General features: G+C 65.3%; 30 protein-coding genes. 17 read left to right on the top strand and 13 right to left on the bottom strand.

What is annotated here, in order from left to right:
• Window positions 1–62: 62 nt before the first annotated feature.
• Window positions 63–1,550: an HNH endonuclease signature motif containing protein gene (locus E3O44_RS13895; RefSeq protein ID WP_134535376.1), complete on the top strand. Its 1,488-nt coding sequence runs from the start codon at window positions 63–65 to the stop codon at window positions 1,548–1,550.
• An 18-nt stretch (window positions 1,551–1,568) separates the two neighbouring features.
• Here E3O44_RS13895 and E3O44_RS13890 read toward each other — a convergent pair whose 3' ends face one another.
• Complete coding sequence (locus tag E3O44_RS13890; protein ID WP_134535375.1) at window positions 1,569–1,889, bottom strand: nucleotide pyrophosphohydrolase; 321 nt, start codon at window positions 1,887–1,889, stop codon at window positions 1,569–1,571.
• Between the two features lie 4 nt (window positions 1,890–1,893).
• Window positions 1,894–2,340 carry a MarR family winged helix-turn-helix transcriptional regulator gene (locus tag E3O44_RS13885; protein ID WP_134535374.1) on the bottom strand — a complete coding sequence of 149 codons (447 nt, stop codon included), beginning with the start codon at window positions 2,338–2,340 and terminating at the stop codon, window positions 1,894–1,896.
• 72 nt (window positions 2,341–2,412) lie between these two features.
• On the opposite strand from E3O44_RS13885, the gene E3O44_RS13880 reads away from it, so the two are divergent.
• On the top strand, window positions 2,413–3,219 hold the full coding sequence (locus E3O44_RS13880; protein WP_198415924.1) for an alpha/beta fold hydrolase: 807 nt from the start codon (window positions 2,413–2,415) through the stop codon (window positions 3,217–3,219).
• Window positions 3,220–3,378: 159 nt separating this feature from the next.
• Here E3O44_RS13880 and E3O44_RS19800 read toward each other — a convergent pair whose 3' ends face one another.
• Together E3O44_RS19800 and E3O44_RS19795 are read right to left on the bottom strand one after the other, a co-directional pair.
• A complete protein-coding gene (locus E3O44_RS19800; protein ID WP_255454392.1) occupies window positions 3,379–3,564 on the bottom strand; it encodes a VOC family protein in 186 nt (61 codons plus the stop codon).
• On the bottom strand, window positions 3,561–3,737 hold the full coding sequence (locus tag E3O44_RS19795) for a VOC family protein (RefSeq protein WP_255454391.1): 177 nt from the start codon (window positions 3,735–3,737) through the stop codon (window positions 3,561–3,563). The genes E3O44_RS19800 and E3O44_RS19795 overlap by 4 nt, the downstream gene beginning before the upstream one ends.
• A gap of 48 nt (window positions 3,738–3,785) precedes the next feature.
• On the opposite strand from E3O44_RS19795, the gene E3O44_RS13870 reads away from it, so the two are divergent.
• Window positions 3,786–4,370 carry a YdeI/OmpD-associated family protein gene (locus E3O44_RS13870; RefSeq protein ID WP_174775083.1) on the top strand — a complete coding sequence of 195 codons (585 nt, stop codon included), beginning with the start codon at window positions 3,786–3,788 and terminating at the stop codon, window positions 4,368–4,370.
• A gap of 24 nt (window positions 4,371–4,394) precedes the next feature.
• Here the strand turns inward: E3O44_RS13870 and E3O44_RS13865 are convergent, their stop codons facing one another.
• The gene (locus E3O44_RS13865; RefSeq protein ID WP_134535372.1) at window positions 4,395–4,976 is read right to left on the bottom strand and encodes a TetR/AcrR family transcriptional regulator; all 582 of its coding nucleotides are present in this window, start codon (window positions 4,974–4,976) and stop codon (window positions 4,395–4,397) included.
• 244 nt (window positions 4,977–5,220) lie between these two features.
• Between E3O44_RS13865 and E3O44_RS13860 the strand changes: the two genes are divergently transcribed.
• Both E3O44_RS13860 and E3O44_RS13855 read left to right on the top strand, forming a co-directional pair.
• The gene (locus tag E3O44_RS13860; RefSeq protein WP_134535371.1) at window positions 5,221–5,865 is read left to right on the top strand and encodes a TetR/AcrR family transcriptional regulator; all 645 of its coding nucleotides are present in this window, start codon (window positions 5,221–5,223) and stop codon (window positions 5,863–5,865) included.
• A complete protein-coding gene (locus E3O44_RS13855; protein WP_134535370.1) occupies window positions 5,862–7,547 on the top strand; it encodes an MDR family MFS transporter in 1,686 nt (561 codons plus the stop codon). The genes E3O44_RS13860 and E3O44_RS13855 overlap by 4 nt, the downstream gene beginning before the upstream one ends.
• Window positions 7,548–7,673: 126 nt before the next feature.
• On the opposite strand, the gene E3O44_RS13850 is transcribed toward E3O44_RS13855, so the two are convergent.
• On the bottom strand, window positions 7,674–8,744 hold the full coding sequence (locus tag E3O44_RS13850; RefSeq protein WP_241976336.1) for an ROK family transcriptional regulator: 1,071 nt from the start codon (window positions 8,742–8,744) through the stop codon (window positions 7,674–7,676).
• Window positions 8,745–8,985: 241 nt separating this feature from the next.
• Between E3O44_RS13850 and E3O44_RS13845 the strand changes: the two genes are divergently transcribed.
• The 4 genes from E3O44_RS13845 to E3O44_RS13830 are packed head-to-tail and all read left to right on the top strand — an operon-like array spanning window position 8,986 to window position 14,316.
• Entirely contained in the window at window positions 8,986–11,115 is a 2,130-nt protein-coding gene (locus tag E3O44_RS13845; protein ID WP_134535368.1) for an alpha-galactosidase, read from the top strand.
• A 26-nt stretch (window positions 11,116–11,141) separates the two neighbouring features.
• Window positions 11,142–12,458: an ABC transporter substrate-binding protein gene (locus E3O44_RS13840; protein WP_134535367.1), complete on the top strand. Its 1,317-nt coding sequence runs from the start codon at window positions 11,142–11,144 to the stop codon at window positions 12,456–12,458.
• The gene (locus E3O44_RS13835; protein ID WP_420897931.1) at window positions 12,455–13,408 is read left to right on the top strand and encodes a carbohydrate ABC transporter permease; all 954 of its coding nucleotides are present in this window, start codon (window positions 12,455–12,457) and stop codon (window positions 13,406–13,408) included. The genes E3O44_RS13840 and E3O44_RS13835 overlap by 4 nt, the downstream gene beginning before the upstream one ends.
• Window positions 13,405–14,316, top strand: a complete 912-nt coding sequence (locus tag E3O44_RS13830) for a carbohydrate ABC transporter permease (RefSeq protein WP_134535365.1) — start codon at window positions 13,405–13,407, stop codon at window positions 14,314–14,316. The genes E3O44_RS13835 and E3O44_RS13830 overlap by 4 nt, the downstream gene beginning before the upstream one ends.
• Window positions 14,317–14,445: 129 nt before the next feature.
• Here the strand turns inward: E3O44_RS13830 and E3O44_RS13825 are convergent, their stop codons facing one another.
• Window positions 14,446–14,856, bottom strand: coding sequence for a hypothetical protein (locus tag E3O44_RS13825; RefSeq protein WP_134535364.1), 411 nt, complete (start codon window positions 14,854–14,856; stop codon window positions 14,446–14,448).
• 145 nt (window positions 14,857–15,001) lie between these two features.
• Here E3O44_RS13825 and E3O44_RS13820 point away from each other — a divergent pair, with 145 nt between their 5' ends.
• Together E3O44_RS13820 and E3O44_RS13815 are read left to right on the top strand one after the other, a co-directional pair.
• The gene (locus E3O44_RS13820) at window positions 15,002–15,370 is read left to right on the top strand and encodes a hypothetical protein (protein ID WP_134535363.1); all 369 of its coding nucleotides are present in this window, start codon (window positions 15,002–15,004) and stop codon (window positions 15,368–15,370) included.
• Window positions 15,371–15,410: 40 nt separating this feature from the next.
• Window positions 15,411–16,703 (top strand): low temperature requirement protein A, encoded by a 1,293-nt coding sequence (locus E3O44_RS13815; protein WP_134535362.1) that lies wholly within the window; start codon window positions 15,411–15,413, stop codon window positions 16,701–16,703.
• Window positions 16,704–16,708: 5 nt separating this feature from the next.
• On the opposite strand, the gene E3O44_RS13810 is transcribed toward E3O44_RS13815, so the two are convergent.
• On the bottom strand, window positions 16,709–17,323 hold the full coding sequence (locus tag E3O44_RS13810) for an SOUL family heme-binding protein (RefSeq protein ID WP_134535361.1): 615 nt from the start codon (window positions 17,321–17,323) through the stop codon (window positions 16,709–16,711).
• A 20-nt stretch (window positions 17,324–17,343) separates the two neighbouring features.
• On the bottom strand, window positions 17,344–17,922 hold the full coding sequence (locus E3O44_RS13805) for a TetR family transcriptional regulator (RefSeq protein WP_134535360.1): 579 nt from the start codon (window positions 17,920–17,922) through the stop codon (window positions 17,344–17,346).
• A gap of 155 nt (window positions 17,923–18,077) precedes the next feature.
• On the opposite strand from E3O44_RS13805, the gene E3O44_RS13800 reads away from it, so the two are divergent.
• A complete protein-coding gene (locus tag E3O44_RS13800) occupies window positions 18,078–18,986 on the top strand; it encodes an SDR family oxidoreductase (RefSeq protein WP_134535359.1) in 909 nt (302 codons plus the stop codon).
• 81 nt (window positions 18,987–19,067) lie between these two features.
• Here the strand turns inward: E3O44_RS13800 and E3O44_RS13795 are convergent, their stop codons facing one another.
• Entirely contained in the window at window positions 19,068–19,634 is a 567-nt protein-coding gene (locus E3O44_RS13795) for a DoxX family protein (RefSeq protein ID WP_198415922.1), read from the bottom strand.
• Between the two features lie 221 nt (window positions 19,635–19,855).
• Complete coding sequence (locus E3O44_RS13790) at window positions 19,856–20,731, bottom strand: helix-turn-helix transcriptional regulator (RefSeq protein WP_134535358.1); 876 nt, start codon at window positions 20,729–20,731, stop codon at window positions 19,856–19,858.
• Window positions 20,732–20,912: 181 nt separating this feature from the next.
• Between E3O44_RS13790 and E3O44_RS13785 the strand changes: the two genes are divergently transcribed.
• The 5 genes from E3O44_RS13785 to E3O44_RS13765 all read left to right on the top strand — a co-directional run bounded on the left by E3O44_RS13785 (window position 20,913) and on the right by E3O44_RS13765 (window position 25,120).
• Window positions 20,913–22,112 (top strand): MFS transporter, encoded by a 1,200-nt coding sequence (locus tag E3O44_RS13785; protein WP_241976335.1) that lies wholly within the window; start codon window positions 20,913–20,915, stop codon window positions 22,110–22,112.
• Window positions 22,113–22,175: 63 nt separating this feature from the next.
• Window positions 22,176–23,216, top strand: coding sequence for a zinc-binding dehydrogenase (locus tag E3O44_RS13780; protein WP_134535357.1), 1,041 nt, complete (start codon window positions 22,176–22,178; stop codon window positions 23,214–23,216).
• A 57-nt stretch (window positions 23,217–23,273) separates the two neighbouring features.
• Window positions 23,274–23,675, top strand: a complete 402-nt coding sequence (locus E3O44_RS13775; protein ID WP_134535356.1) for a cupin domain-containing protein — start codon at window positions 23,274–23,276, stop codon at window positions 23,673–23,675.
• Between the two features lie 115 nt (window positions 23,676–23,790).
• Window positions 23,791–24,675 (top strand): fructose bisphosphate aldolase, encoded by an 885-nt coding sequence (locus tag E3O44_RS13770; protein WP_134535355.1) that lies wholly within the window; start codon window positions 23,791–23,793, stop codon window positions 24,673–24,675.
• A gap of 43 nt (window positions 24,676–24,718) precedes the next feature.
• Window positions 24,719–25,120, top strand: a complete 402-nt coding sequence (locus E3O44_RS13765) for a DUF6855 family protein (protein WP_134535354.1) — start codon at window positions 24,719–24,721, stop codon at window positions 25,118–25,120.
• An 80-nt stretch (window positions 25,121–25,200) separates the two neighbouring features.
• On the opposite strand, the gene E3O44_RS13760 is transcribed toward E3O44_RS13765, so the two are convergent.
• A complete protein-coding gene (locus E3O44_RS13760) occupies window positions 25,201–25,764 on the bottom strand; it encodes a GrpB family protein (protein WP_134535353.1) in 564 nt (187 codons plus the stop codon).
• Window positions 25,761–26,180 (bottom strand): hypothetical protein, encoded by a 420-nt coding sequence (locus E3O44_RS13755; protein ID WP_134535352.1) that lies wholly within the window; start codon window positions 26,178–26,180, stop codon window positions 25,761–25,763. The genes E3O44_RS13760 and E3O44_RS13755 overlap by 4 nt, the downstream gene beginning before the upstream one ends.
• Between the last annotated feature and the right edge of the window lie 39 nt (window positions 26,181–26,219).

Genomic DNA, 26,219 nt, shown 5'->3' with positions numbered 1-26,219 from the left:
CAGGCCAACTGTGGGCGTGTGGATGCCGGTGGAATGTCGGTGGTGGTCCGTAGAGTGCCCCCATGACAGTTGAAGAACCCTCAGAATCTCATCTGGACAGCCACATGGACAGCAGTGTGGACAGTCCCGTGTACAGCAGTGTCGACAGCACTGCGGAACCCCCTCCCGACACTCCTCCCGACACCTACCTCGACGCGCAGCACTTCAACCTGGTGGAGCCATCCTTGGCCGAAGTGTATGACGCGATCAAGGAGGCGGACCGGGAGATGAACCGGGCCGCCGCTCGCCGGGCGGCGGCGATCTATACCGCGCAGCGGGTCATCATCGACGTCGGCCGGGCCCGCGCGGAGGCCGCGGTGCAGGCCGGCGGGCGGCGCCCGCCGTGGTCGCCGGAGGAGGCCACGAAGGAGGAGTTCACCTGCGAGGTCGGCGACCTGCTCCGACTCCCGCGGCGCACGACGGAAACCCTGATCGAGGCCAGCCGCACTCTCGCCGAAGAACTCCCCGCAACCCGGGAAGCGTTGTCGAACGGGGCGATCAGTTACCGGCACGCGCAGGTGATCATGGACCAGGCGTGGGGCATCACCGTCGACGGCGACCAGGTTGCGGCCGCCCGGGCCCGCGCCGTGTTCGAGGACGTCCTCGTGCCCGATGCGGAGCTCCTGACCGTGGCGAAGCTCGCCGACCGGGCCCGCAGGGTCCGGGAACGCACCCACCCGGAGACCATCACCGCCCGACACCAGAAAAGCGTCGAGGACCGACACCTGGTGTTTCAGGCCCTCAACGACAGCATGGCGTCCCTGTATGTGACCGGCGACGCGGAGAAGATCCAGGCCGCCTACCACCGCACCCTCGACACCGCCCTGACCCTGCAGGGCCCGGACGAAACCCGCACGCTGACCCAGCTCGCCGCGGACGTACTCACCGATGTCCTGATCGGCGGGGTCACCCCGGACGGGACCGGTGCCGGGGTCGCCGCGCAGGTGAACGTCACCGTCCCCGTCCTCACCCTCCTCGGGAAGAGTGAGGAACCCGGGTACCTGGCCGGGTACGGGCCGATCGACCCCGATACCGCACGGCGCCTGGCGGCGGGGGCGCCGAGTTTCACCCGGCTACTCACCCACCCCGAGACCGGGGTCGTGCTCTCCATGGGACGCGACACCTACAAAGTCCCCGCGGCGCTCAAGAAGTGGCTCGAGGTACGGGACGAAACCTGCACCTTCCCCGGCTGCCGCCGGTCCGCGAAACGCTCCGACGTGGACCACAGCGTCGAATGGCAACACGGCGGTCAGACGGACGCGATGAATCTCGCCCACCTGTGTCCGTATCACCACGCGGTCAAGAGCTACACGAGATGGACACCCCGGCACCTGGGTGACGGTCGTATCGAGTGGACGTCACCGGCCGGGTACCGCTACATCGTGGAACCCTCCGCCGACATGCGACCACCCCGGAAACCCCAACCGCAGCCTAAACCGCCGGCCCCGGCCGTCGACGTCTGGAACCTCAACCCCGAACCCGACGACCCCGACAACCCGAACCCGTTCTAGGGAACTAGGCGCCTCATCTCACAGGGCGTCATACTTCGCGCTTCGCCCCCGCGCCTTGTCCACCGGATACTTCTCTCGCGTCACTGCGAGCTTGTCGAGGATGATCTGGTTCGGATCAGCGCCGATCCGGTCGGCAAGAAGGAGGCAGTAGGTGAGCACGTCGGCCAGTTCTTCCCGAACGCGCTCGGGGCTCGCCTCGGCATCCCACTGAAAGCACTCCAGCAGCTCAGCCGCCTCGATGGAGATGCTCTTCGCGAGGTTCTCCGGAGTATGGAACTTCGCCCAGTCGCGCTCGGCCACGAATGCCGCGATCTCGTCGCCGACGGAAAAGTCCTTCATGTCGTCAACGTATCAGCGATGCCCCGCCCTTCGACGAGGGCTCAGCGGACATGATTCGCATCAGCAGCGTGCCGAAGGTCTCGAGTTCCGTCTCGCTCAGTGGTGAGAACGATTCGCGGAGGACACCTTCGACAAGCTCGCCAGCCTGCACGCGCAACGCCTCGCCCAGAGGAGTCAGGCGATGCCGGGTCGCGCGACCGGGTCCGGCGACTCGCTCGATCAGGCCGCGATCGATCATTCGGCCTGCCAGGGAACCGAAGGCCTGGTCCGTTTGAAATGTGAGCACCGCGAGGTCGTGCAGCGATGCCTCCGGGTTCTGGGAGAGATGCCTGAGGGCGTCCCATTGCACGAGAGTCATTCCGAGCGGGGCGAGGACGGCATCCGCCGTGCGGTGGTGCCGAACCTGGAGCCGCTTGACCGCAAGTCCGATGTCCTTCAACTGGAAATCCATCTCATCATGCTAACCCAGAGAAACAGCTTGTTTATATAAACATGTTGATATAGGTTGACCGACATGACACTCATGCCGGACTCCGCTCCAACGATCACCACTCACACCATCGCCACCGACACGATCCCAGCTGTCGAAGTGACGATCCGTGAGAGAGGCCACGGTCGCATTATTCTCCTTCTCCATGGCGGCGGCGGGCCGCTGACAGTCGCCAGGTTTGCCGACCTCCTCGCCGAACGGAAACCTGCCCGAGTACTGACGCCGACCCACCCCGGCTTCGGCGGCACTGTCCAGCCCGATACGGTGGGCTCGATCAGAGCGCTTGCGGAACTCTACGTCGCTCTCCTCGAGGATCTGGACGTCCACGATGTGACCGTCGTCGGAAATTCCATCGGCGGCTGGGTTGCCGCCGAGATGGCGATCCTGAACAACCCCCGGATCAGCGGTATTGTGCTCGTCGATGCCGTGGGGATTGACGTGCCCGGCCACCCGGTCGCGGACTTCTTCGCGCTGACTTTCCCCCAGATCGCGCAGCTGAGCTACTACCACCCCGCAGCGTTCCAGATCGATCCGAGCACGCTCACGCCTGCGCAACAGGCCCTGATGGCCGGCAATCGAGCCGCACTCGCACGATACGTGGGGACCGAATCGATGTCGGACCCGACTCTCGCCACCCGACTGGGAGAGATCACCACGCCTGCACTGGCGGTCTGGGGCGCAGCCGACCGCATCGTCGACACCGAATACGGCCGCGCCTTCGCGCGGGCGATGCCAACGGCGACCTTTTCGGTCATAGAGAAGTCAGGGCACCTGCCGCAGCTCGAGTCACCCGACGAACTGCTCGCGCACCTCTGGGACTTCGCGACCAGAACACGTTAATGCCAACGTGAGGCTCGGGTTCCCGCCGGAATGACAACAACGAGCTTGCACCGCGGACACCGATGGCAGGATTCGAGACCCTCGGCCGTGTCCACGCCGTCGGCGAGCATCTCGATGCCGCACACGGGACAGAGCGGGCCGTCCCCGTCGAACTCCCACTCACTCATGCGCGGCGGCCGGGCTGACCACACACCACTCGTTGCCCTCGGGGTCCTGCAGCACCTGGAACGATCCGGCGGTGTCGTGATGCGCCTCACCGATGCGGCGCGCTCCGAGCCGTTCGGCCAGGTCTGCGGCCGCCGCAATGTCGTCCACGCGCACGTCCAGGTGCACCCGGTTCTTCACCGTCTTAGTCTCGGGTACCTTCTGGAACGACAGTTGCGTCCAGCCAGGAGGCAGGATGTACCACCAGGCGCGTCACGCCCCCGTGGCTCGCCGCCGAGCACGCTCGCCCAGAACGTGGCGAGCGCCTCGGGGTCCCTGCAGTCGATGACGACCTCATCAATGTGTCCGATCACCCCTCGATCATATTCAGCGGCGTCGCTCGTCTCTCTACGATGGGAGCCATGGCGCACAACGCGGGCAAGCCCATCATGCTTTTCACCACGGTGCAGGATTGGGAGACCTGGCTCGAGGAGAACGTCGACCACGACGGCATCCGCCTGCAACTCGTGAAGAAGAACTCATCCGCACCGGGTATCAGCTATGACGAGGCCCTCGAGGTGGCCCTGTGCTTCGGCTGGATCGATGGCCAGGCCGGCACCCACGACGATGACTATTTTCTGCGCGCCTTCACCCCGCGTCGGGCCCGCAGCCTGTGGTCGCAGCGCAATCGCGACCTCGTGGCCCGGCTCATCGAGACCGGGCGGATGCGACCGGCTGGATTCGCGGAGATCGAGCGCGCCCAGACCGACGGACGGTGGGAAGCCGCCTACCGCCAGAAGGACAGTCCCGTCCCGGAAGACCTTCAGGCCGCCCTCGATGCGAGCCCAGTGGCCGCGGAACTGTTCTCGCGACTCTCGTCGCAGAACCGCTTTGCCATCCTGTTCCGCATCAGCGGTGTGAAACGACCCGCCACCCGCGCCGCGAATATCGCGAAGTACGTCGCCATGCTCGAACGCGGAGAGACGATCTACCCCCAGAAGCTCTGATTCGGGTGCAATCAGCCGAAGAAACTACCGAGTTGGTGCCACCGCGGACCGGACAAACACCAGGGTTCGCTCGGTGACCACGGGCAATGAGGCGCCCGATTCGATCGCGGCCATGGCCGCCTCGAGCACACCCCTGAGCAGACGGGCGGTGATGGTGAGCTCCGGCACCTCGAGGTCGCGCAGTGCCTCGAGGAACGGCGCCGCCTGCTCGCGGTGCAACTCCGAAAGACGCGCCAAGCATTCTGCAGGCAGCTGGGCCGCGGCGAGCGCGGCCGCCGGACGATGCACGCCCTCTGCCGCCAGCCGCAACGTCACCCGCACATAGACGTTGAGCCGTTCCGCCGGAGACGTGACCGAGTCCAGAGCCGACTGGAGCTCGGCATTGCCCCGCGGGAAGGCATCCTCGATCACGGCGGTCAAGATGTCCGCACCGGAGGAAAAGTACTCATAGACGCTGGGACGCGACAAACCGGCTGCAGCGCCGACGGCTGCGGGCGTGACGGCACTGACTCCTCCCTCGATCAGGAGTTCCTTCGCCGCGTTGAGGAGGGCTTCACGTTGTCGAACGCGATGCTCGGCAACGGTCGGGGCTTTGATCCTGGGCATACCCGTCCTCTCGCTCGGCGCCTCGTGACTCTCCAGACTACGAGGTCTGCGCTCACGGGTGCGGACACTGAGAGTAGCGTCAGTGCGTCTTGGCCCCAGCCGGGCCACACACCGGCCGCCAGGACCGGACAACGGATCGCGGGCAGCCCCGGCCCCGGTCGACACCTGCGAGAATCCTGTGATTTTTTGCGTTGCACGCAATAATGCAACTACGCAGCATTGCGCACCGTGCAATAATGCATTCATGAACAATTCTTCCGGCCTTGGGCTCCGCGAGCGCAAGCGTGCGCGGACGTCCGAAGTCATCCACGTCGCCGCGGCGGAACTCGCCCTCGAACGCGGGCTCGACGCCGCGACCATCGAAGCGATCAGCGACCGCGCCGGCGTGTCCACCAGGACGTTCTTCAACTACTTCCCGACCAAGGAAGATGCGGTCCTGGGCATCGACGAGGTCGCCGTCTCGGCCGAGCTCGACAAAGTGCGCGGATGCGACGGGGACCTTTTCCTCGCCCTGTTCGACCTGATCACCGCGCTGTTCGAAGCCACAGGCGGCGGGATCAAGTCCGATCTGAAGCGCGACGTCATCCGGAAATACCCGCACCTGATGACGCGCCAGATGGTGCGCGTCGCCGAACTCGAAGACCGCCTCAGTGCGATCGTCGCGGGCTGGCTGGCGAAGGACGCGCGCTTCGCAGAGCAGACCGAGGCCGAGCACCTCGAAGCGGCTCGCATCATCCTCGGCGTCTCCCTCGCCACCGTGCGAATCACCATGAAGAAATGGGCGAGCGATCCCGATCCGGCCACCGGACCACCGGCATCCGCTGCCCCCCGAGAAACGTACGAGCGCGCCATCGCGACGCTCGGAACTGTAATGGAGAAACTCAGATGACGACCGTCCTCACCCGCCCCAGGCAAGTCGAAGAAGCAGGTGTTCCGTCGACCCGCAGCGTGCTGCTCGTCTTCGCCGGCCTCATGGTCGCGATGCTCCTGTCGTCGCTCGACCAGACCATCTTCAGCACCGCGCTGCCGACCATCGTCGGCGAGCTCAATGGTGTCGAGCACATGCTCTGGGTCACCACCGCATACATCCTCGCCTCGACCATCGTGATGCCCGTCTACGGCAAGCTCGGTGACCTCGTCGGTCGCAAGTGGCTGTTCGTCGGCGCGATCTCGATCTTCCTGGTGGGCAGCGTCATGGGCGGCCTCGCCGATTCCATGGGCACGCTCATCGCCGGCCGCGCCGTTCAGGGCCTCGGTGGCGGCGGGCTGATGATCCTCGCGCTGGCCATCATCGCCGACGTCGTTCCCGCCCGCCAGCGTGGCAAGTACTCCGGCATCATGGGCGCCGTCTTCGCCGTCTCCAGCGTCGCCGGCCCGCTGCTCGGCGGCTACTTCACCGACGGACCCGGCTGGCGCTGGGCGTTCTGGATGAACCTCCCGCTCGGACTCATCGCCATCGCCTCCGCCGTCTTCTTCCTGAAGCTGCCGAAGCGCGAATACTCCAAGCCCCGCATCGACTACCCGGGCATGATCGTCCTCGCCCTCGCCGCGACCAGCCTGGTGCTCTTCACGACCTGGGGCGGCAACACCTATGACTGGGATTCGCCCGTCATCATCGGCCTGATCGTGGCCACGGTCGTGCTTTCCGGTCTCTTCGTGTTCATCGAGAGCCGGGCAGCAGAGCCCGTCATCCCGCTGAAGCTGTTCAGGAACCGCAACTTCAACCTCACCACCGCGGCCGGCCTCATCACCGGTGTCGCCATGTTCGGGGCGCTGGCCTACATGCCGACGTACCTGCAGATGGTCACCGGGGTCGGTGCAACGGATGCCGGCCTGCTCATGATCCCGATGATGGGCGCCCTGCTCATCTCGTCGATCGGCTCCGGCCAGATCGTGTCCCGCACCGGCAAGTACAAGGTCATCCCGATCATCGGCATGTTCATCACGGCCTTGGGTCTGTTCCTGCTCTCCACCCTCACGGCGACCACCGCGATCTGGATCATGTGCGCCTTCCTCGCCGTAATGGGCTTCGGTCTCGGCCTCTCGATGCAGATCCTCACCCTGGTCGTGCAGAACTCGTTCCCGCGGGCCATCGTGGGAACGGCGACGAGCTCGAACAACTTCTTCCGCCAGATCGGCTCGTCCCTGGGCGCCGCGATCGTGGGCAGCCTGTTCGTCTCCCGGTTGACCGACATCCTCTCGGCGAACCTGCCGGCCGGTGGCACGGGTAGCACCGGAACCAACTCGCTCACCCCGGCGCTCGTCGCCGCCCTGCCCGACGCCGCCCGCACGGTCATCGTCAACGCGTACAACGACGCGCTCGCCCCGATCTTCCTGTTCATGGTGCCGCTCGTGCTGGTCGCGGCCGTGCTGCTGATGTTCGTGGTCGAGAAGCCGCTCGCGACCCACATCGACGAGGGCGAGGGCGAGCAGTCGCTGAACAAGGAGATGCTCGACGAGTCACTCTCCGTGGGCGCCAACCCCACCGCGGAGCCGGTCCTCTCGGTACGCACCGGGCTGATCCGGGTCATCGACCCGAGCGACGGCTCCGCACAGGCGACCCGCATCTAGGAGCCGTTCCCAATCCGGGGTTGTCGGCCCTTCGCACCACGCGCTTCTCTGGCTGGGCGAGGGGCTCCCCCGCGTCGAGAACGGCGAGAGCGCGAGCGCTGCGTCGCACCACCGCCGCGGTCCGATTCAGGCGAAGGATGCCTGGATCGCGACGGCCGCCGCTCCCCGCGCCCACGCGGTGAAGCCGGAGCGGTCGACGAGGATGCGCACGGGTGCAGCATCCGGGTCGCGGTCGGCACGCACGGCCTCGAGGATACGCGGCAACTGCCGATCGGCGAGGCCGACTCCTTCGCCGGACAACACGATGGTCTGAACCATGGCGAGGTTGGCGGCTGCGGCGATCAGGCGCCCGAGCGCCCGGGCCGCTGACCCGACGACCTGCGCAGCAACAGGTTCACCGGCATCCGCCAGGTCGAGGAGTTCGTCGTACCCAACGTCGCGGGAAAGCCCGACACGCGCGCTCGCCGTCATGCTCGGGATCGACAGCATGGCCGTCGAGCACCCCCGATGTCCCTCTGCGCACAGCGGGCCGGTCGGGTCGAGGGGAAAGTGCCCGCCTAAGCCAAGACCGGTGTCGCTGTTGACGACGGGTCGGTCATGAATGACGAGCCCATAACCGACCCCCGCGCCGATGGTCAGTACGGCGAAATTCTCCATCCCCTTGGCGATCCCGAACCAGTGCTCGGCCGCCGTAAGCGCAACGACGTCGTTCTCGACGACCACCGGAACACCCAGTGCGTCGTGGAGCATTCCGCCCAGATCGACACCCTTCCAGCCCAGGAAGGGCGCCCGCTCGACCCAGCGCGACCGGCCCACCTGGCCTCCGACCGTCACGCCGATGGCCGTCACGCCGTCCATGCCACCGAGCTCCACCGTGGCCCGCACAATGTCCGCTACGACCTGGAACGGCTCATGGCCGTTGAGCTCGATGACGCATTCGGCTCCGAGGTTCGCCCGGAGATCGGTGGTCACGGCGAAGACCTCTCCGGCGGTGAGCTTGACGCCGATGAACCGCTGGGAATCGACACTCACGTCGAGAGGGCGCACGGGTCGACCGATCGAGCGTTCGATCGTCTCGGGAGCATCGACCAGGAGCCCCTCATCCAGCAATGGCTTGCTGAGGCGCGTGAGCGTCGCCGGCGAGAGCCCGAGCCTGCGGCCGAGTTCGCTCCGAGTGATGGGACCGTGAATAAGCACTTCCCGTGCCAGGTCCCGTGCGGGACCGGTGAGGGCGTCACCCCGATGCGCAGCCGTCACCGCGCCCTCCACTCAGAATATGCAGCCGTCTCAACTGGCTTGTTATTTCCATTATGAATCATAATGATCGGCATTTTCTCTTCCGAATGGCCCCAATTGGAGATCCGATCTCGAATGACCCGGCGCACTGAGCGCAAAACTTGATCTTGACACCTTGTTATTTCCACTATAGAAATAACACATGCACCGCGACAGCACTGTCCTTCACCTCCGCAATGGCGGCACGAGCGTCATCCTCGATTTCGACGGAGGCGGGTTCCCTGCCGTCGTGCACTGGGGCGAGGATCAGGGCGACCTCTCCGAGTACGAGGTCCAGGCGATCGTCGTGGCCTCACTTTCGCAGCGGGTTTCCGGTGGCCTCGATCAGCCGGCTCGACTCACGGTGCTGCCGCAAGAGTCTGCGGGGTGGCAGGGCACCCCCGGTCTTCGCGGCAGCCGGCAGGGCCGCTCGTTCTCGCCGGATTTCGGTGTGACCGGGGTGGAAAGCGGCCCGTCTACGCTCGTCCTGCTGGCGATCGACGCCGATGCCGGCCTGACGATACGTCTCGAACTGGATATCGACTCGGCGGGCGTGCTGAGCCAGACGCTCACGCTGACCAACGCCGGCCTCGATGACTACCAGCTCGAAGACCTCTGCGTCACCGTGCCGTTACCGGCCACAGCGACCGAGATCCTGGACACGAGCGGTCGGCACCTGCGTGAGCGCACGCCGCAACGACACTCCTTCACCATCGGACGGCACGAGCGCGAAAGCCGGAAGGGGCGGCCGGGCGCCGACGCGACACTGCTGCTGAGCGCGGGATCCGCCGGTTTCGGCTTCGAAGCCGGGCTTGTGCACGCGGTCCATCTCGCCTGGAGTGGCAATCACAGGCTCGCCGCGGAAAAGCTCGTCACCGGGTCCGTCTTCCTCCAGGCCGGCGAGCTCCTCGCTCCCGGCGAGATCCGACTCACGCCCGGTCAGAGCTACACCACGCCCACGGTCATCGCGGCCTGGGGCCACGGCCTCAACGAACTGAGTGCCCGCATCCACACCCGGCTCCGTGCCCGCCCCACGCACCCGGCCACCGCGCGTCCGGTCACTCTGAACACCTGGGAGGCCGTCTACTTCGACCACGACCTCGATCGCCTGCTCGGGCTCGCGGATGCCGCCGCCCGGGTCGGCGTGGAACGGTACGTCCTCGACGACGGCTGGTTCCGCGGGCGTCGCGACGACACGAGCGGACTGGGCGACTGGTACGTCGACGACGGAGTCTGGCCCGATGGACTCTCCCCGCTCATCGAACGGGTGACCGGACTCGGCATGCAGTTCGGGCTGTGGGTGGAGCCGGAGATGGTCAATCCCGATTCCGAACTCGCCCGAGCGCACCCCGAGTGGATCCTGCAGCCCGGCGGCCGCTTCCCGGTTGAGGGGCGTCAGCAACAGGTCCTCGACCTGTCCCACCCGGACGCCTATAGGTACATTCTCGAGCGTCTCGACGCCCTCCTGTCCGAATACCCGATTCGGTACCTGAAATGGGATCACAACCGGGACCTCGTCGACGCGGGAAGCAGCCGCACCGGCCGGGCCGCGGTGCACGAGAACGTGGTCGCCCTCTACCGTCTGCTGGACGAGCTGAAGGCGCGCCATCCCGGCTTGGAGATCGAAAGCTGCGCCTCGGGCGGAGCCCGCGTCGACCTCGGCATACTCGACCACACCGATCGCATCTGGACGAGTGACTGCATCGACCCGATCGAACGGCTGACGATCCAGAAGTACACCGGCCTCCTGGTGCCCTACGAACTGATGGGCGCCCACATCGGCGGTCCGGCCTCACACTCCACGGGTCGCCGTCACGACCTCTCGCTCCGGGCCGGTGTCGCCCTCTTCGGCCACCTCGGCATCGAGTGGGACATCACCACGCTCTCGGAATCGGAGGCGACGGAACTGAGCGCGTGGATCGACCTCTACAAGGAGCACCGACCGCTGTTCCACTCCGGCACGGCTATCCACGTCGACCACCCCGATCCCGCCGTCGACCTCCGGGGAGTGGTGTCCGACGACCAGCGCACCGCGCTCTTCGTCTTCACCCAGGTCCGCACGAGCTCCTTCTACCCGGTCGGTCCGCTCCGGTTCGCCGGCCTCGACGACGATTCGAGATACCAGGTGCGGATGCTCGCCGAATCATCGACCGGTCCGGACGCGGGTCAGTCGCCCCTGTCCTGGTCCCACCAGCCCCTGACCCTCACGGGCCGGGCCCTGCGCACCATCGGCGTGCAAGGACCGGTCCTCTTTCCCGAACACCTCGTCGTCATCGAGATCACTTCCGCCTAAGGCGGAACCAAGCGCAAGGAGGCGCAATGAGAAACACCAACCGCACCGGGCTACGGCCAAGCAGACGGATCAGGGCAACCGCCGTGGTGGTCGCAGCCGCGACGCTCGTCGGACTCTCCGGATGTTCCGCGCCCGATACCGGCATCGTCACCCTGAACTTCTTCCAGTTCAAGCCGGAAGCCGTCACGGAATTCGCGTCCATCATCACCGATTTCGAGGCGGAGAACCCGGGAATCCGGGTCATCCAGAACTCGGTGCCGGACCCGGACACGGCCATCCGCACCCTGCTCGTCAAGGACAAGGTGCCCGACGTGCTCACGCTCAATGCCAACGGCAACTACGGCGAGCTCGCCCGGGCCTGCATCTTCGCCAACCTGGCCGCCACTCCCGTCGCCACGACGGTCAACCCCGCCGTGCAGAACATCGTCCAGGCCCTCGGAACCTGCGCGTCCGACGGCTCGAAGGAAGTGAACGCACTTCCCTTCGCGAGCAACGCCTCCGGCATCCTGTACAACCCGACCATCTTCGCCCAGAACGGCGTCACCGTACCCGCCACGTGGACCGAGCTGGTTGCGGCGGCCGAGAAATTCAAGGCCAACGGCGTTTCGCCCTTCTTCTGCACGCTCAAAGACGCGTGGACAGCGTCACCCGCGTTCGTGAACCTCGGCGGAACGCTGATGCCCGAGGGGTTCTTCGATGCCCTCCGCTCCGAAGGCGCGAACGTCTCCTCGGGCACAGTCTCGTTCCAGAAGGACTTCGCCACCGCGGCCCAGAAGGAAGTCGACTTGTTCAGGTATTGCCAGGACAATTTTGCCAGTCGCGACTACAACGCCGGCAACAAGGCCTTCGCGAACGGCGAGTCCGCGATGTACCTGCAGGGCTCGTACGCGATTCCCGCCATCCGGGCCAATAACCCTCAGGCGAGCATCGGGTCCTTCCCCTACCCGGTCACCGATGATCCCGACGCCCGCGTCGTGGTGTCCGGCGTCGACGTCGGCATCGCCATCGGCCGGAACACCGCGCATCCCGCCGAGGCGCAGAAGTTCGTCGACTACCTCATGTCACCCGCGGTCGTGACCGGATACTCCCAGGCACAGAGCACGTTCTCGCCGCTGGCGAACGCCACGCCGAATACGGACACCGCCCTGGCGGGACTCGAACCCTATTTCACCGCCGGAAAGATCGTCGGCTTCATCGACCATCAGATTCCCGCAGCGGTGCCGCTCGTGAACCTCCTGCAGTCGCTGGTGATCAGCGGCGATGCCGGAACCTTCCTGAGCGATCTGGACTCCGAATGGAGCAAGGTCGCCGCTCGCACAACCACTCAGAGACAGGGGAAATGACAATGACGTCACCAACATCGGTCCGGACCAGTAAACACCGGCCGGAACCTGCAGTATCGGCGCCGGCATCCGCCCGGTCGTCATTCGCCCGCACCCCGCGCACCTTCTACTGGATGGTGGTGCCGGCCGTTGTGATCTTCTTCGGCCTGCACACCGTCCCGGTGCTCTCCGGAATGTTCTTCAGCCTGACCAACTACGCCGGCTATGGCACCTGGGATTTCGTCGGCCTGTCCAACTACGTCAACCTGTTCCAGGACGACCGCGTGCTCAATTCCTACGGGTTCACGTTCGGCTTCGCGATCGTGTCCACCGTTCTGGTCAACGTGATCGCCCTGGCCATCGCCCTCGGCCTGAACTCGAAGATCAAATTCCAGGCGGCCTTCCGCGGGGTTTTCTTCATCCCCTATGTGCTGGCCATCCTGATCATCGGGTACGTCTTCAACTACCTCTTCGCGAACTCCTTCCCGGCGATCTTCACGGCGCTCGGGATGCCGGGCCTCGCCACGAACCTGCTGGCCAGCCCGGACTGGGCCTGGGTCGGCATCGTGATCACCACGGTGTGGCAGGCAGCGGCGTTCAATGTCATCCTCTACCTGGCCGGCCTGCAGACCATCTCCGCGGACCTCTACGAGGCGGCGTCCATCGACGGCGCTTCCGGGTGGCGCCGGTTCCGATCGATCACCTTCCCGCTCATCGGCGCGTACTTCACCATCAACATGGTGCTGTCGTTCAAGTCGTTCCTGCAGGTCTTCGACCAGATCGTCGCGCTCACCGCCGGCGGTCCGGGCACGTCCACAGAATCCATCGCCCTGGTCATCTTCCGTGGCGGCTTCCAGGGCGGAGAGTACGGGTACCAGATGGCCAACGCCGTCATCTACCTCTTCGTCATCATCATTGTTTCATTCGTCCAGCTGCGCTTCCTGCAGCGCCGGGAGGCGAGCTTCTCATGACCGACACCCTGATCACCCCGACCGCGCCATCGTCGAACGTGCCCGATCCGGGCTCCGCGAAGCCCCGCACCCGCCGACGCCTCGACGGTGGCAACGGCGGCACCAACTGGTGGCTGACCGCACTCATCGCGGTGTGCTCCCTCACCGTACTGATCCCGCTGTACTTCACCGTCGTCACTGCACTCAAGACGCCGGACCAGCTCGGCGGCACCGGGTTCGAACTGCCCACGAGCATCCGGTGGGAGAACTTCGCGGATGCCTACGAGCTCACGAACTTTCCCCGCGCCCTGCTCAACACCGCCTTGATCACGGTGGGCGCGGTGTTCCTCACCTTGCTCACCAATTCGCTCGTGGCCTACGTGATCGCCCGCAACATGCACAAGAAATTCTTCAAGGGACTGTACTTCTACTTCCTCGCTGCGATCTTCGTGCCGTTCCCGATCATCATGCTCCCGGTGGTCAAGGAGACCGCGGTTCTCGGAATCGACACCCCCGTCGGCCTGATCCTGCTGTACACGGTGTATGGGCTCTCGTTCAACATCTTCATCTTCGTCGCGTACATCAACTCCATTCCGGTCGAGCTGGAGGAGGCCGCCCGCCTCGACGGTGCGAGCACCTGGACCGTGTTCTGGAAGGTGATCTTCCCGTTGCTCTCCCCCATGAACGCGACCGTCGGTATCCTCACCTGCGTCTGGGCATGGAACGACTTCCTGTTGCCGCTGGTGGTGCTGTCCGACCCCTCGGCGCAGACACTGCCGCTGGCGCAGTTCATCTTCCAGGGCCAGTTCAACACGAACTACCCTGTGGCCTTCGCCTCGTATCTGATGGCCCTCGCACCGCTCCTGGTCGTGTATGTGATCGCCCAGAAGTGGGTCGTGAGCGGGGTCACCCGCGGTTCGGTCAAGTAGCCAGGATCCGCCGGTAGCCCGGCGTGGCCTGCGGCGGTGTGGATCTACTGCGAACGCAGGAGATCCACACCGGCCGTCGCGCGTCCCGGACCGAGAGGATCGACAGGTGCCGGTGTCGGCCTCGTCAGGCTAGTTGGCCGCCTTCTCCAGCATCGCTACCAGCCGTTCCTGGTCGGCGGCGGTCAGCTTGGTCACGGCGTATGAGGTCGGCCAGAAGTCGCCCTCGTCCAAGTGGGCATCGGGCTGAAAGCCGATCGTCGCGTAACGCGCCTTGAACTTGGCGGCACTCTGGAAGAACACCACCACCTTGCCCTCCGCGTTTGCGTAGGCAGGCATCCCGTACCAGGTCTTCGCCTGCAGGGCCGTGTGGCTCGTCACCAGGCGATGGAGGGTCTCGGCCAGCTCTTTGTCCGTGCCATTCATATCGTCGATCGCAGCGAGGCACGCGGCCTGCAGGTCGGCGCCCGCTTGTGCGGCCTTCGCCTCGGCAGCTGCGGCCTTCATTGCTGCCTTCTCCTCTTTGCTGAAAGCGTTGCTCATGACTGCCCCATTCACTGGTCCGCTGACAGATATCGAATCAAGTAAAGCACCGGAAGCCGTCGTCGACTCGGTGGGTGATGTGGGCCCGATAAGCCACTCGTGCGCGCCCCTAGCCACCCACCAGGAACGCGCATACGGTCGCTCCATGACAAACCTCATCGAGAAACTGGCTGAATCAGTGCCCTCCTGGGGCGCGAAAGTGGCGTACGGGGAGAAGACGAGCATCAACGGGCAGGAACTTGTTCCCGTTGCGCTCGTCTTCTTCGGCTTCGGCGGGGGCGAAGGCTCCGGCGAGATGCCCCGTGGAGACGGGGACGGACACGAAGACGGAGCGCGCAAGGGCGAAGGCAGCGGAGGAGGCGGAGGGGGCTATTCGATTCCCATCGGCGCCTACGTGGGAGGTCCGGACGGTCTGGTGTTCCGTCCCAACTCCATCGCGCTGATCACCGTCGCCGCGCCCTTGGTTTCCGCCGTCGGTTGGGCCGTGGCACAGATCATTCGCGCGAACCGCTGAGTCGGCACCGCGCGCGACCGCACCGGAGCCGGGAGGGACAGTGAGCATCTCTGACGGCCACTATCGGCATGGACTCCGACGCGTGGTCGGGCGACGAACCGACGAGCAGAGCCGCGCCGCGACGCCTCTGGAGTTGTTGTTCGACCTCACGTTCGTTGCAGCGTTCGGTGTGGCGGGAAACCAGCTCGCGCACGGCACCGCGATCGGTCAGTGGCAGTCGGCGACGGTGGCGTTCCTCTTCGCTATGTTCAGTGTCGTCTGGGCGTGGATCAACGTCACCTGGTTCGCTTCCGGATTCGACAACGACGACTGGCTGTATCGGTTGTTGACCCTGGTCCAGATGACCGGCGTCATCGTGCTGGCGATCGGTCTGCCGCCACTCTTCGCCTCGATCGAGTCGGGCGACGCCCTCGACAACAGGTTGATGGTTGCCGGATACGTGATCATGCGGGTCGCGCTCATCCTGCAATGGTTCCGGGCGGTGCGGGCGGACTCACGGTATCGGCCTGCCGCGGTGACGTATGCAGTGTTCGTGGGCGGCGCGCAGATCGGTTGGCTGCTCCTGGCGGCACTGCAGTTGCACGCCCTGGCCGGGTTGGCCGTCGCGCTCGTACTCTTCGGGATCGAGGCGCTCGGACCGGTCGTCGCCGAGGGTCGTGGTGCGCGAGACGAGGATGGATCGACACCGTGGCATCCGCACCATCTCGCCGAGCGATTCGCCCTCCTCACGATCATCGCGCTCGGAGAGACCGTCTTCGGAACGCTCGCGTCGGCCACGGAGATCTCCGACGGTCAGGGCTGGACGCTGGAGACCGTCGTGGTCGTCGGAGCGGGTATCGCGCTGTCGTTCTCCCTGTGGTGGACCTATTTTTTGGTGCCGCACGCTCTCGCACTCGAGGCGAGACGCGAAAAGACCCTCCCCTGGGGCTATGCGCACGTCTTCTTGTACGCCGCAATCGCGGCCGTGGGAGCGGGACTCCATGTCATCGGTTATGCACATGAAACGGAGAACCACCTCAACGCGACAACGGTGGTGGCCTCCATCGGAATTCCGGTCGTGGTCTTCGCCTTGGTGCGGGATTTCCTGCAGGCCTGGCTCGTGTCAGCCCGCCCACCCAGCATGCTGCTTCAGATCAGTTCCGCCATACTCCCGGTGGCAGCGATCGGACTGGCAGCGGCCAACGTACCCGTCTGGGTCTGCCTGATCGTCGTGCTGGCCTCTCCCCTGTCGATCATCGTCTGGTTCGAGTTGGGCGGATGGCGCTCACTCGACACGCAATTGGCGCAGGTCGCCGGCGGCGCAGGTCGGCCAGGGCCAGCTCGCCCCGGCTGATGAGGTCACGGTCGAGTCTCTGCCTCGGCCTCTGCCTCGGTGGGCACGACATCGAGCATTACCTCGTTACGACGCAGGAACGAGGGCATGAACGGTGGATCGAAGCGGGCGAAACGGGGCTCTCCTGTCGCCGCACGTCCGGAGGCGACGATGGACGCCCGGAGCATCTCCAGATGGCGCGCGTACCCGGCCTCGTCCCAGCGGCCGCGATACCTTGCCGCCGCGGTGAGACTCCCCGGAACGCTCCTCAGCCGCACCTCCCGGCCGGTCGGTTGCGGAGCCGTCTCGATCGTGAAGCCTGCGGGGAGCACGAAGGCAACGCGGAACGTCCCCTCCACCTCACGATCACCCTGCTTCCCGCCGAGGGTCTCCTGGACGACGGGGGCGGTCATCGCGATCTTCGTCGACGCCCCGGCCTGCACGACAGGCGCAGTCATTGCGACCTTCTGGCGAACGGAATTCTCGCCACTGATATAGGCGAACAGGTACCGGAATGCACGATTGCCGGCATCTTCGAATGACCCCGTCGTGATGACCTCGGCGACGAGATGCTCCGGGTAGCGGCGCAACTCGAAACCATCGGAGTTTCCCACGACCGTATAGGGCTGTTGTTCGGTCATGCTCCCAAGCTACTCCGCGTTCAGACCTGGCTGACGATGAGGCTCGGGGTGACGTCGCGAAGCTGGCGGACGGTATCGCGGATGCACTCGGCCCAGTCCTCGGAAGGCGTACCCGTGATCCACCTCTCAAAACCGATCTTGAACACGGTCACGCCCGTCTCGGCGGCAAGAGTCGCCGAGGGCTCCGCGACTCCGCGCTCGCGCAGCGCCCCCGCGACGGATGCGGTCAGGGTGGAGAATTTCAGCAGTTCTCGCTCCTGGAGTGCAGGATTGGCCGCGATGATCGTCGCCCGCCGAACGGAATGTGCACGGTCGAAGACCAGTCCACCGACTGTGTCTATGGCCGCAATGACCGCGTCGACGGGGCGCACGTCTGCGGGCGTCTGCGCAATGGCCTCGAGGATGATGCGCTGGAGCTCCTGGGACCCCTGGAAGAGCACCTCCCGTTTGTCGGCGAAGTACCGGAAGAACGTGCGCTCGGTCACCCCCGCTCGTTCCGCGATCTCGAGGGCCGTCGTCTGCTCGAAGCCGCGCTCCGAGTAGAGCTCGAGCGCGGCGCGCGCGAGCCGACCATGCGCATCCGGTAGCCAGCGTCCCATGAGAAGCAGTCTACGATCCTCCCCCACGATGTCTGTCACTGACATGCTGTGCTAGCCTCATGTCTGTCACTGACATTGCCCATGAATGTCAGCACTCCACAGCACAACCCGATGCCTGGCAACCGACCGGGCGCGTCTCGAAGGAGAAGTCACTCATGCGTATTTTCATCACCGGCGCTTCCGGCTGGATCGGCTCTGCCGTATCCCAGGAACTCATCGCTGCCGGACACGAGGTCGTCGGCCTGGCGCGAAACGACGAGTCGTTCGCGAAGCTGCAGGCCGCCGGCGTCACTCCCCATCGCGGAAGTCTCGACGATCTCGACAGCATGCGCGAGGCGGCCTCGGCAGCGGATGGCGTCATCCATCTGGCATACAAACACGACTTTTCCGACATGGCGGGTGCCGGCGCGACCGAGCGGGCCACGATCGAGATGTTCGGGGACACCCTCGCCGGCTCGGATCGCCCGTTCCTGTTCGCGTCGGGTGTCGCGGGGCTCGCGCCCGACAGGCTCGCAAGCGAGGACGACGCGGTTCCCTTCAGCGGACCCGAGGCGCCGCGCGGGGGCGCCGAGGCGCTCGCGCTTTCCTACGCCGACCGCGGAATCCGCTCCGTCGCCCTCCGTTTCGCCCCGACAGTCCACGGTGAGGGCGACCACGGTTTCATGCAGGTGATCTCAGGGGTCGCCGGCGAAAAGGGTGTCTCCGGCTATGTCGGTGACGGTTCCAGCCGCTGGCCCGCCGTGAATCGTCGGGATGCCGCGAGGATGGTGGCACTCGCACTCGCGAAGGCGCCTGCCGGATCCCGCGTGCACGCCGTCGGCGAAGAGGGCATCTCGTCGCTCGAGATTGCCGCCGCAATCGGCGACGCTCGAGGCCTCCCACTGGTGTCGATTCCCCCGGAAGATGCCGCCGCGCACTTCGGCTGGATCGGTATATTCTTCGGCCTGGACGTCCCCACCTCGAGCGCCAGGACGCAGGACCTTCTCGGCTGGACACCGACGCACGCCGGTCTTGTCGCCGATATCCAGTCCGGCTTCTACGGCTCGAGTCAGCCCGACCGGTAACCCCTTCGTCCGTCGGTGCCTCATCGGTGACGGATGCGACGACGGCGTTCGAGCCGCCGTCGCATCCGCCCTAATCCTGTTTCAGCGAAGCCAGCTATCGCCGACCTTGCTGCCCCACCAGCGACCCAGACCGAACGTGTCGCCGGCCCTCGTGAACCAGAACACGAGAATGGCCAGGGCCTGGAACCAGTGATCGTCGACTAACGGGTTGGTGTACACCCCGGCATCCGCGCCGAGGGGAAACTCCGCCAGATACATGAGCCCGAGCAACAGCACAGCCGCGACCGCGGTGATCTTGAGGCCGCACCCGCTGATCAGGGCGAGGCCGATGGCCAGAAGACCGAACATGAATACGTAGTCGACCCACGGTGCGGCGATCGCAGTGAAGATCCCCGCGAACGGCCCGACCGTGTGTGTCAGGAAGCCCTGGGCGGGTGCTCCGCCATCGATCATGCCTTTTCCCGCGGCGGTCAGGAATCCGAAACCGAATATCTTGTCGATAAATGCCCAGAGGAAGTACCAGCCGATCACGATCCGCAATACGGCGAGAGTGATGCGCGCCGGTTTGGACCGCACGATGTCGGTCTCCCAGGTAGCCGTTTTAGCTAGAGCGTTCGCCTGGTCTGAACCGACCGTGAATGTTGTCATGGCGCTTCCCTTCGACCCTGAGGTCTACTGATCGGGCACGGCAGATGTGCCACCACAGATATGAAGGCAACCGCGCCTATATCATCAGCCTAGGACTTCTGTCAACTTCGACATAATTCACTGGTCAAAGGCAACAAAGCCCTCGTCCGCGCAAGCGGTGGGACTCGTCCCGGCCAACCCAGATCCACGATTGCACCGACGCATCCCCGAAAGCGAATCCCTCACCGGGGTTCAGCAGCTCCGATTCGCGTGGCCGCCCAACTGGCCAGGAGCCGCAGCCGCTCCGCGCTGGGTGACCCGGGTTCCGCGGTGTAGACCATGAGAACGAATCCCGGGTCGGCGGTAATAATGAGCTCTTCATAGGCAAGGGTGAGTTCGCCGACGACGGGGTGGTTGAAGCGTTTGGTGCCGGAGCCGTGGGTGCGCACATCATGGGCTCCCCAGAGCCGGCGGAAGGTGTCGCTGCGGGTGGACAGCTCGCCGACGAGGTCCTGGAGCACTTTGTCGTTGGTGTCGCGGCCGGCCTCTGCTCGCATGATCGCGACACACATTCCGGCGAAGAGGTCCCAGTCCGGGTAGAAGTCGCGGGATGCGGGGTCGAGGAATTGGAACCGGGCCAGATTCGGTGTGAGCCCACCGTCACCGATCAGTTGCGAGTAGAAGGCACGTCCCAGTTCGTTTGTGGCGAGAAGGTCCTGGTGCTGGTCGCGCACGAACGCGACGCCGTCGGTGATCGTGCTGAGTACCCAGTGAAGGCTGGGCCGGCTCACGGCGTTCTTCGTGGCGCGCCTTCGTGGACGTCCCGACAGCGGGACACCGTCGGCCGCGCGGGCGAGGTCGAACAGGTGGGTCCGTTCGGTGTCGTCGAGGTTGAGCGCACGGGCCAGGGCGTCGAGCACTGAGGAGGATGCCCCTCCGATCGCGCCACGTTCGAGTTTGGCGTAGTACTCGACGCTGACGCCGGCGAGCGTTGCCACCTCGGTGCGACGCAATCCCGCCACGCGCCGGTTGACTCCGGTGGGCAGCCCCACCTGTTCCGGAGCGATCTTCGCGCGGCGCGACATGAGGAATTCGCGTACCTCGGCTTGATTGTCCATGCCGACGAGACTACGTCTACGGCGCTGCGCCTGGGGTGCCCTGCTGGTACACCCCTCGACAGAGACTCCCTTCCGGGGCGCACGGCGCGTTGACTGGGGCATGCCCGACCCGGGACTCCGGACGGGCACAGCATGGGTCTCATGCTCCTTCGGGTAGCAGCCGCCCACGGTGAGGAGATTCTTGACTACCACCATCACGGTGTCACCACCGGCCGCCGTCGAGACGGTGAAGCGCCTGCCACTGGCAACCCTGATTGCCCTGGCCGTCATCGGCTTCGTGCTGGTTGCGATGGAAACCATGCCGGCCGGCCTGCTTCCGATCATTGCCACCGGCATGGGGACGAGCGAAGGCACCGTCGGGCTGTTTGTCAGTGCGTACGCGCTCGGCACGGTCATCATCACGATTCCGGCCATCACCCTGACCAGGGGGATGCGCCGAAAGCCCTTGCTCCTCGGCGCGATTGTCGGTCTCATCCTCGCGAACAGCGTCACCGCGCTCTCCAGCGACGTGACTCTTTCCCTGCTGTCTCGGTTCGTTGCGGGGGCATTCTCGGGAATCATCTGGGGGATGCTCGCAGCCTACGGTCGAAAGATCAGCCCGCCGTCCCGCGCCGGGCTGTCCCTGGCGATCGTCTCCGGCGGGGCACCGGTCGGATTCGCCCTCGGCACTCCCCTCGGATCCTGGCTCGGAACGACATTCGACTGGCGGTGGGCATTTGCCGGCCTCACCGCAGTGGCCGTCATCGCCGGTGCACTCATCGCCGCGATCGCGCCCGACGCCCGCGGGCAGAAGGGACGCTCGCGACTGCCCCTGGTCCGGGTGCTCCGGATCCCCGGGATCGCCATCATTCTGGCCGTCATCTTCACGTGGATGCTGGCGCACAACACGATCTACACCTATATCTCCCCGTATCTGAGGTCCACCGGCAGCAGTCTCACCGTCGACGTTCAGCTTTTCATCTTCGGAGTCGCCTCGATCGGCGGCATCGTCATCACCGGGGCCCTGCTGGACCGCTATCCGAGACCACTCCTACACGGCAGCGCGGCGCTGTTCATCGTGGCCGGTGTTGTGCTCCTCGTCGGGCACACCTCGACCGCGGCGATCGTCGTCGCATCCGTTCTGTGGGGAATCGCGTTCGGCGGGGTATCCGCCCAGGTTCAAGCCGCTCTCACCACAACGGGAGGCGACGACTCGGATATCGCCAATTCGTTCCTGCCGGTGGCGTTCAATCTCGCCATCTTCACCGCCGGCATCCTCGGCGCCGCCCTGCTGACAGTCTTCGACGGCCTCGTCCTCACCGTCGTGATGATCGTGTTCGGCCTCGCTGCGCTCCTGCTCACCGTCTACGGGCGGCGCACCGCTTTTCCCGTCCGCCTCTAGCAACCATTTCCCACGATTTCTCACCCATTCGACCATTCGACCGCAACACATCTGGAGATAACAATGAAAGCGATCTACATGTTCGGTGCCGGCGACGTTCGTCTCGTCGACGCCCCCGACCCCATCCTGAAAGACAGGACCGACGCCGTCGTCCGAATCGTTCGGGCCTGCGTGTGCGGTTCCGACCTGCACCCATACCACGGCATGCCGAGCACCCCGGGCGGTGTGTCGATGGGGCACGAATTCATCGGCGTCGTCGAAGAAATCGGATCCGACGTCCGCACCCTCGTGCCCGGCGACCTCGTCATCTCTCCCTTCGCCTTCTCCGACGGAACGTGCGAGTTCTGCCGCGAAGGCCTCTACACCTCCTGCATCCACGGCGGTTTCTGGGACATGCCCGGTATGGGCGGCGCCCAGGCCGAAGGCATCCGGGTTCCCTTCGCCGATGGGACCCTCGTGAAGGTCCCCGGCATCGACGAGACGTCCCTGCTGCTCACCTCTCTGCTGACCCTCTCCGACGTCTACGGCACCGGGTGGCATGCGGCCACCCGCGCCGGCGTCACGGCCGGAGACACCGTCGCGGTCATCGGCGACGGAGCGGTCGGCCTGATGGCAGTTCTCTCCGCCAGGCAGCTCGGCGCCGAGCGCATCATCCTGATGGGACGCCATACGGCGCGCACCGATCTCGGACGGGAATTCGGCGCAACCGACGTCGTCGCAGAACGCGGCGACGAAGGCATCGAGAAGGTGCGGGAACTCACCGGCGGTCACGGCGTCCGAAAGGTGCTCGAAGCCGTCGGGCACCTTCCCGCCTACGAACAGGCCTATCGCATCGTTCGGCCTGGCGGAGTCATCAGCCGCGTCGGCGTCCCCCAGTATGAGGACGCCCCGATCGGGTTCGGCAGCCTCTTCGGCGGCAACATCACCCTGACCGGCGGCCCGGCTCCCGTGCGCGCCTATATCGAACGGCTGATGCCGGCGATCCTGGACGGCACCGTCAACCCCGGAAAGGTCTTCGACCGTACCGTCACCCTTGACGCCGTCCCCGAGGCGTACCGCGCCATGGACGACCGCGAAGCCCTCAAGGTCATGATCGCCCTCTGAGCAGCAGGCTCCTGCCGCTCCCCCGCACCCTCCACCACCCCTGAAAGGAACATCATCATGATCATCGAACCTGCAGTACCGACCACGCTCAACCCGCCCGCCCAGTTCGCCGGTGACGTCTGGCTCGACCCGATCGCACTGCCCCACGAGCCCGACCAGCGGATGGTCGTCGTGACGGTGCGCTTCGCTCCCGGAGCCCGCACCGCCTGGCACTCCCACGAACTGGGCCAGTACGTCCGCGTCACGCAGGGCGTCGCTCGTTTCGGAGGGCGAGACGGCTCGATCATCGAGGTCCACCCCGGCCAGACGCTCTACACTCCGCCGGGCGAACAGCACTGGCACGCGGCAGCCCCCGGCGTCTTCATGGAGCACATCGCCATGGTCCAGTCGGGCGACGACCCGGCCACAACCACGACGTGGCTGGAGCACATCACCGATGACGAGTACAACGGCAGCTGACGGCCGTCAGCGCAGGGAGGGCTGGGCGCATCCGTTGCGAGCGCCCAGCCGTCCGCGGATGAGAAAGACCACTGCTCGCTAAACTTGAGTCGAGTCCACGACCTTTGGAGGGGCTTTGAATACCGAACAAGCAGCCAGGATGAACACCGGAGTCGGCTTCGTCGCAGCACTCGACCAAAGCGGCGGCAGCACGGGTGGTGCGCTGAAACGCTATGGCATCGACCCGGCCTCGTACGGTTCCGATGAGCGAATGTTCGACCTGATGCATCAGATGCGTGCCCGCGTAATGACGGCTGAATGCTTCACTTCCGACCGCATCCTCGCGGCGATCCTCTTCGAGCAAACCATGGACCGCACCGTTGGCGGCCAGTTGACGGGTGATTACCTCACGGCCCGAGGTATCGTGCCGATCGTCAAGGTCGACCAGGGCCTGGCCGCTGAGGAGGACGGCGTCCAGTTGATGAGACCCCTCACCAAGCTGGAACCCCTCCTCACCCGTGCGGTTGAACGCACGATGTTCGGCACGAAGATGCGTTCCGTGATCAAGGCAGCCAACCCTGCCGGAATCCAGGCGATCGTCGACCAACAATTTGCCGTCGGAAGGCAGATTCTCGCCCACGGCCTGGTGCCGATCCTGGAACCCGAAATCGACATACACGCCCCCGACAAGGCCGAGGCCGAAAACGTCCTCAAGGCCGACGTTCTGGCAGCCCTCGACGGGCTCCCCACCGACCAACCGGTGATCCTCAAGCTGTCGATCCCGACGGTGCCCGACTTCTACACCGACCTGATCGAACATCCGCTGGTCTTGCGGGTAGTGGCACTCTCCGGTGGCTACAGCCAGAGTGAGGCCTGCCGATTGCTGGCCGAGAACCACGGTTTGAGCGCCAGTTTCAGCCGAGCACTCCTCGAGGGTCTCGCTGTCCAGCAATCGGACGCAGCCTTCAACGCCGTGCTGGCCACGTCCATCGAGCGGATCTACGCGGCATCCACGACCTGAACCCGGCATTCCCAATGCGCGACATGCGTGGTAGACGTAGCTCATGACCCTTGGAAGCAAAGACGAACCGTGGATTCTGTCCACCGCGCCGGGTACGAGCCAGTACACGGTGTACCGCGACGCGTCGACGACCCCACCGAGCCTGGTCTGCCAGGTCGGATCGACCAAGCTCAGCTACGACGCCCGCGCCATTGAGGACCTTCACGCCTGGCTCACGGAACAGGGTGATTGGGTACCGCTGGGTGCCGCGGACGAGAAGAAGGTCCCGGCTGAGGGGAGCGTCGAGGCGTGGGGCAGGTCCGAGTCCAACCCGCTCGGCGGCTGGTATGGGCTCCGGAACGGCTACCGCGGGCGATTCGGCATGTACGTTCCGCCGTTGCTCGAAGCGCTCGGCCTCGCCGAACTCACCCACGACCCCCGCAACAACAGCATGCGCGCACTCTAGAACTCCCTCTCTTCGGTCCCGTATGACAACGGGCCGTCGGATCCACAGGACCGCAGCTTTCCCACGACATTCTGCTGAGGCTAGGCTCCGGACGCGAGAGCACGCGCAATGATCGCCTCGATGACGTCGGTCTTGGCTTCGGCGTATGCATTCATGTCGTCGAAACCGTCACTCAACAACGCGCTCTTCGTCGCTTCATACAAGGACCGGTCGTTCGCATCCGCACGAAGACGGTTGCGGAACAGGAGGTACCTGTCGATAGCAGGGTTTCCGCTTTGCAGGATGTGGATGTGTACATCGCGTGCTGACGTTCGCACCAGGCGATGTCCGGGCTCGCGAGCGCGCAACTCGTATCCCACGGATAACAGAGGTGCGAGATAGTCCTCCTCCGCGGTGATATCGCTGACCGTGACCAGGATGTCGATAATCGGCTTGGCTGCCAGTCCGGGCACCGAGGTCGATCCGATGTGCTCAACCTCGACGCCCGTCGTTCCGAGCGCCTTCCGCAGACGATTCCGGTGGGCACGAAAGATCACGGGCCAGCCGTCGTCATAGGCAACGAGTTCCAGGTCGCGCTTCTCTGATCCGCCGACAAGCTCGACCGTTACAACGTCTGGTCGACGCGGTACATAGTCCATGGTCATGCGATCATCGGCGCTTCGGGCTTGCCCGGACGACGTTTGAACGCCCAGCGGATGCCGCCTCGCGCAAGCATGAGGACGATGATGAGTGCCGTGACTTGAAAGAAGCCGCCGAGACGGACGGCGTCTCCGAATGCCAGGGCCACCAGTTCGAGCACCAGGAACTTGCTGCCCGGTAGCAGCAGCACCAGGGTGACCGCGTTGACGATTCGAACCCACCGCGTTTCCGCCGAGCGAATCCGCGCAACGATGTTCTTCTTGGCCCAGAGCACGATTTCAAGGACGGCTTTGAGCAGGATCGCCGTCAAGAGGGCAAGCAGGAAATTCTCTGAGATGACGACGGGAAACAGCTGGATGAACACCCCGAGCACGACGAGATAGACCAACACGTCGACGAGATCTATCGGACGGATCCGCATCCAGCGAGTATATCGATAGCGTCCGGACCGAGGAGTGTC

The sequence above is a fragment of the Cryobacterium algoricola genome (assembly GCF_004402485.1).
GTDB lineage: Bacteria > Actinomycetota > Actinomycetes > Actinomycetales > Microbacteriaceae > Cryobacterium > Cryobacterium algoricola.
The sequence above is the reverse complement of the archived record's forward strand: the minus strand, read 5'-3'. Positions and strand labels throughout refer to the sequence as shown.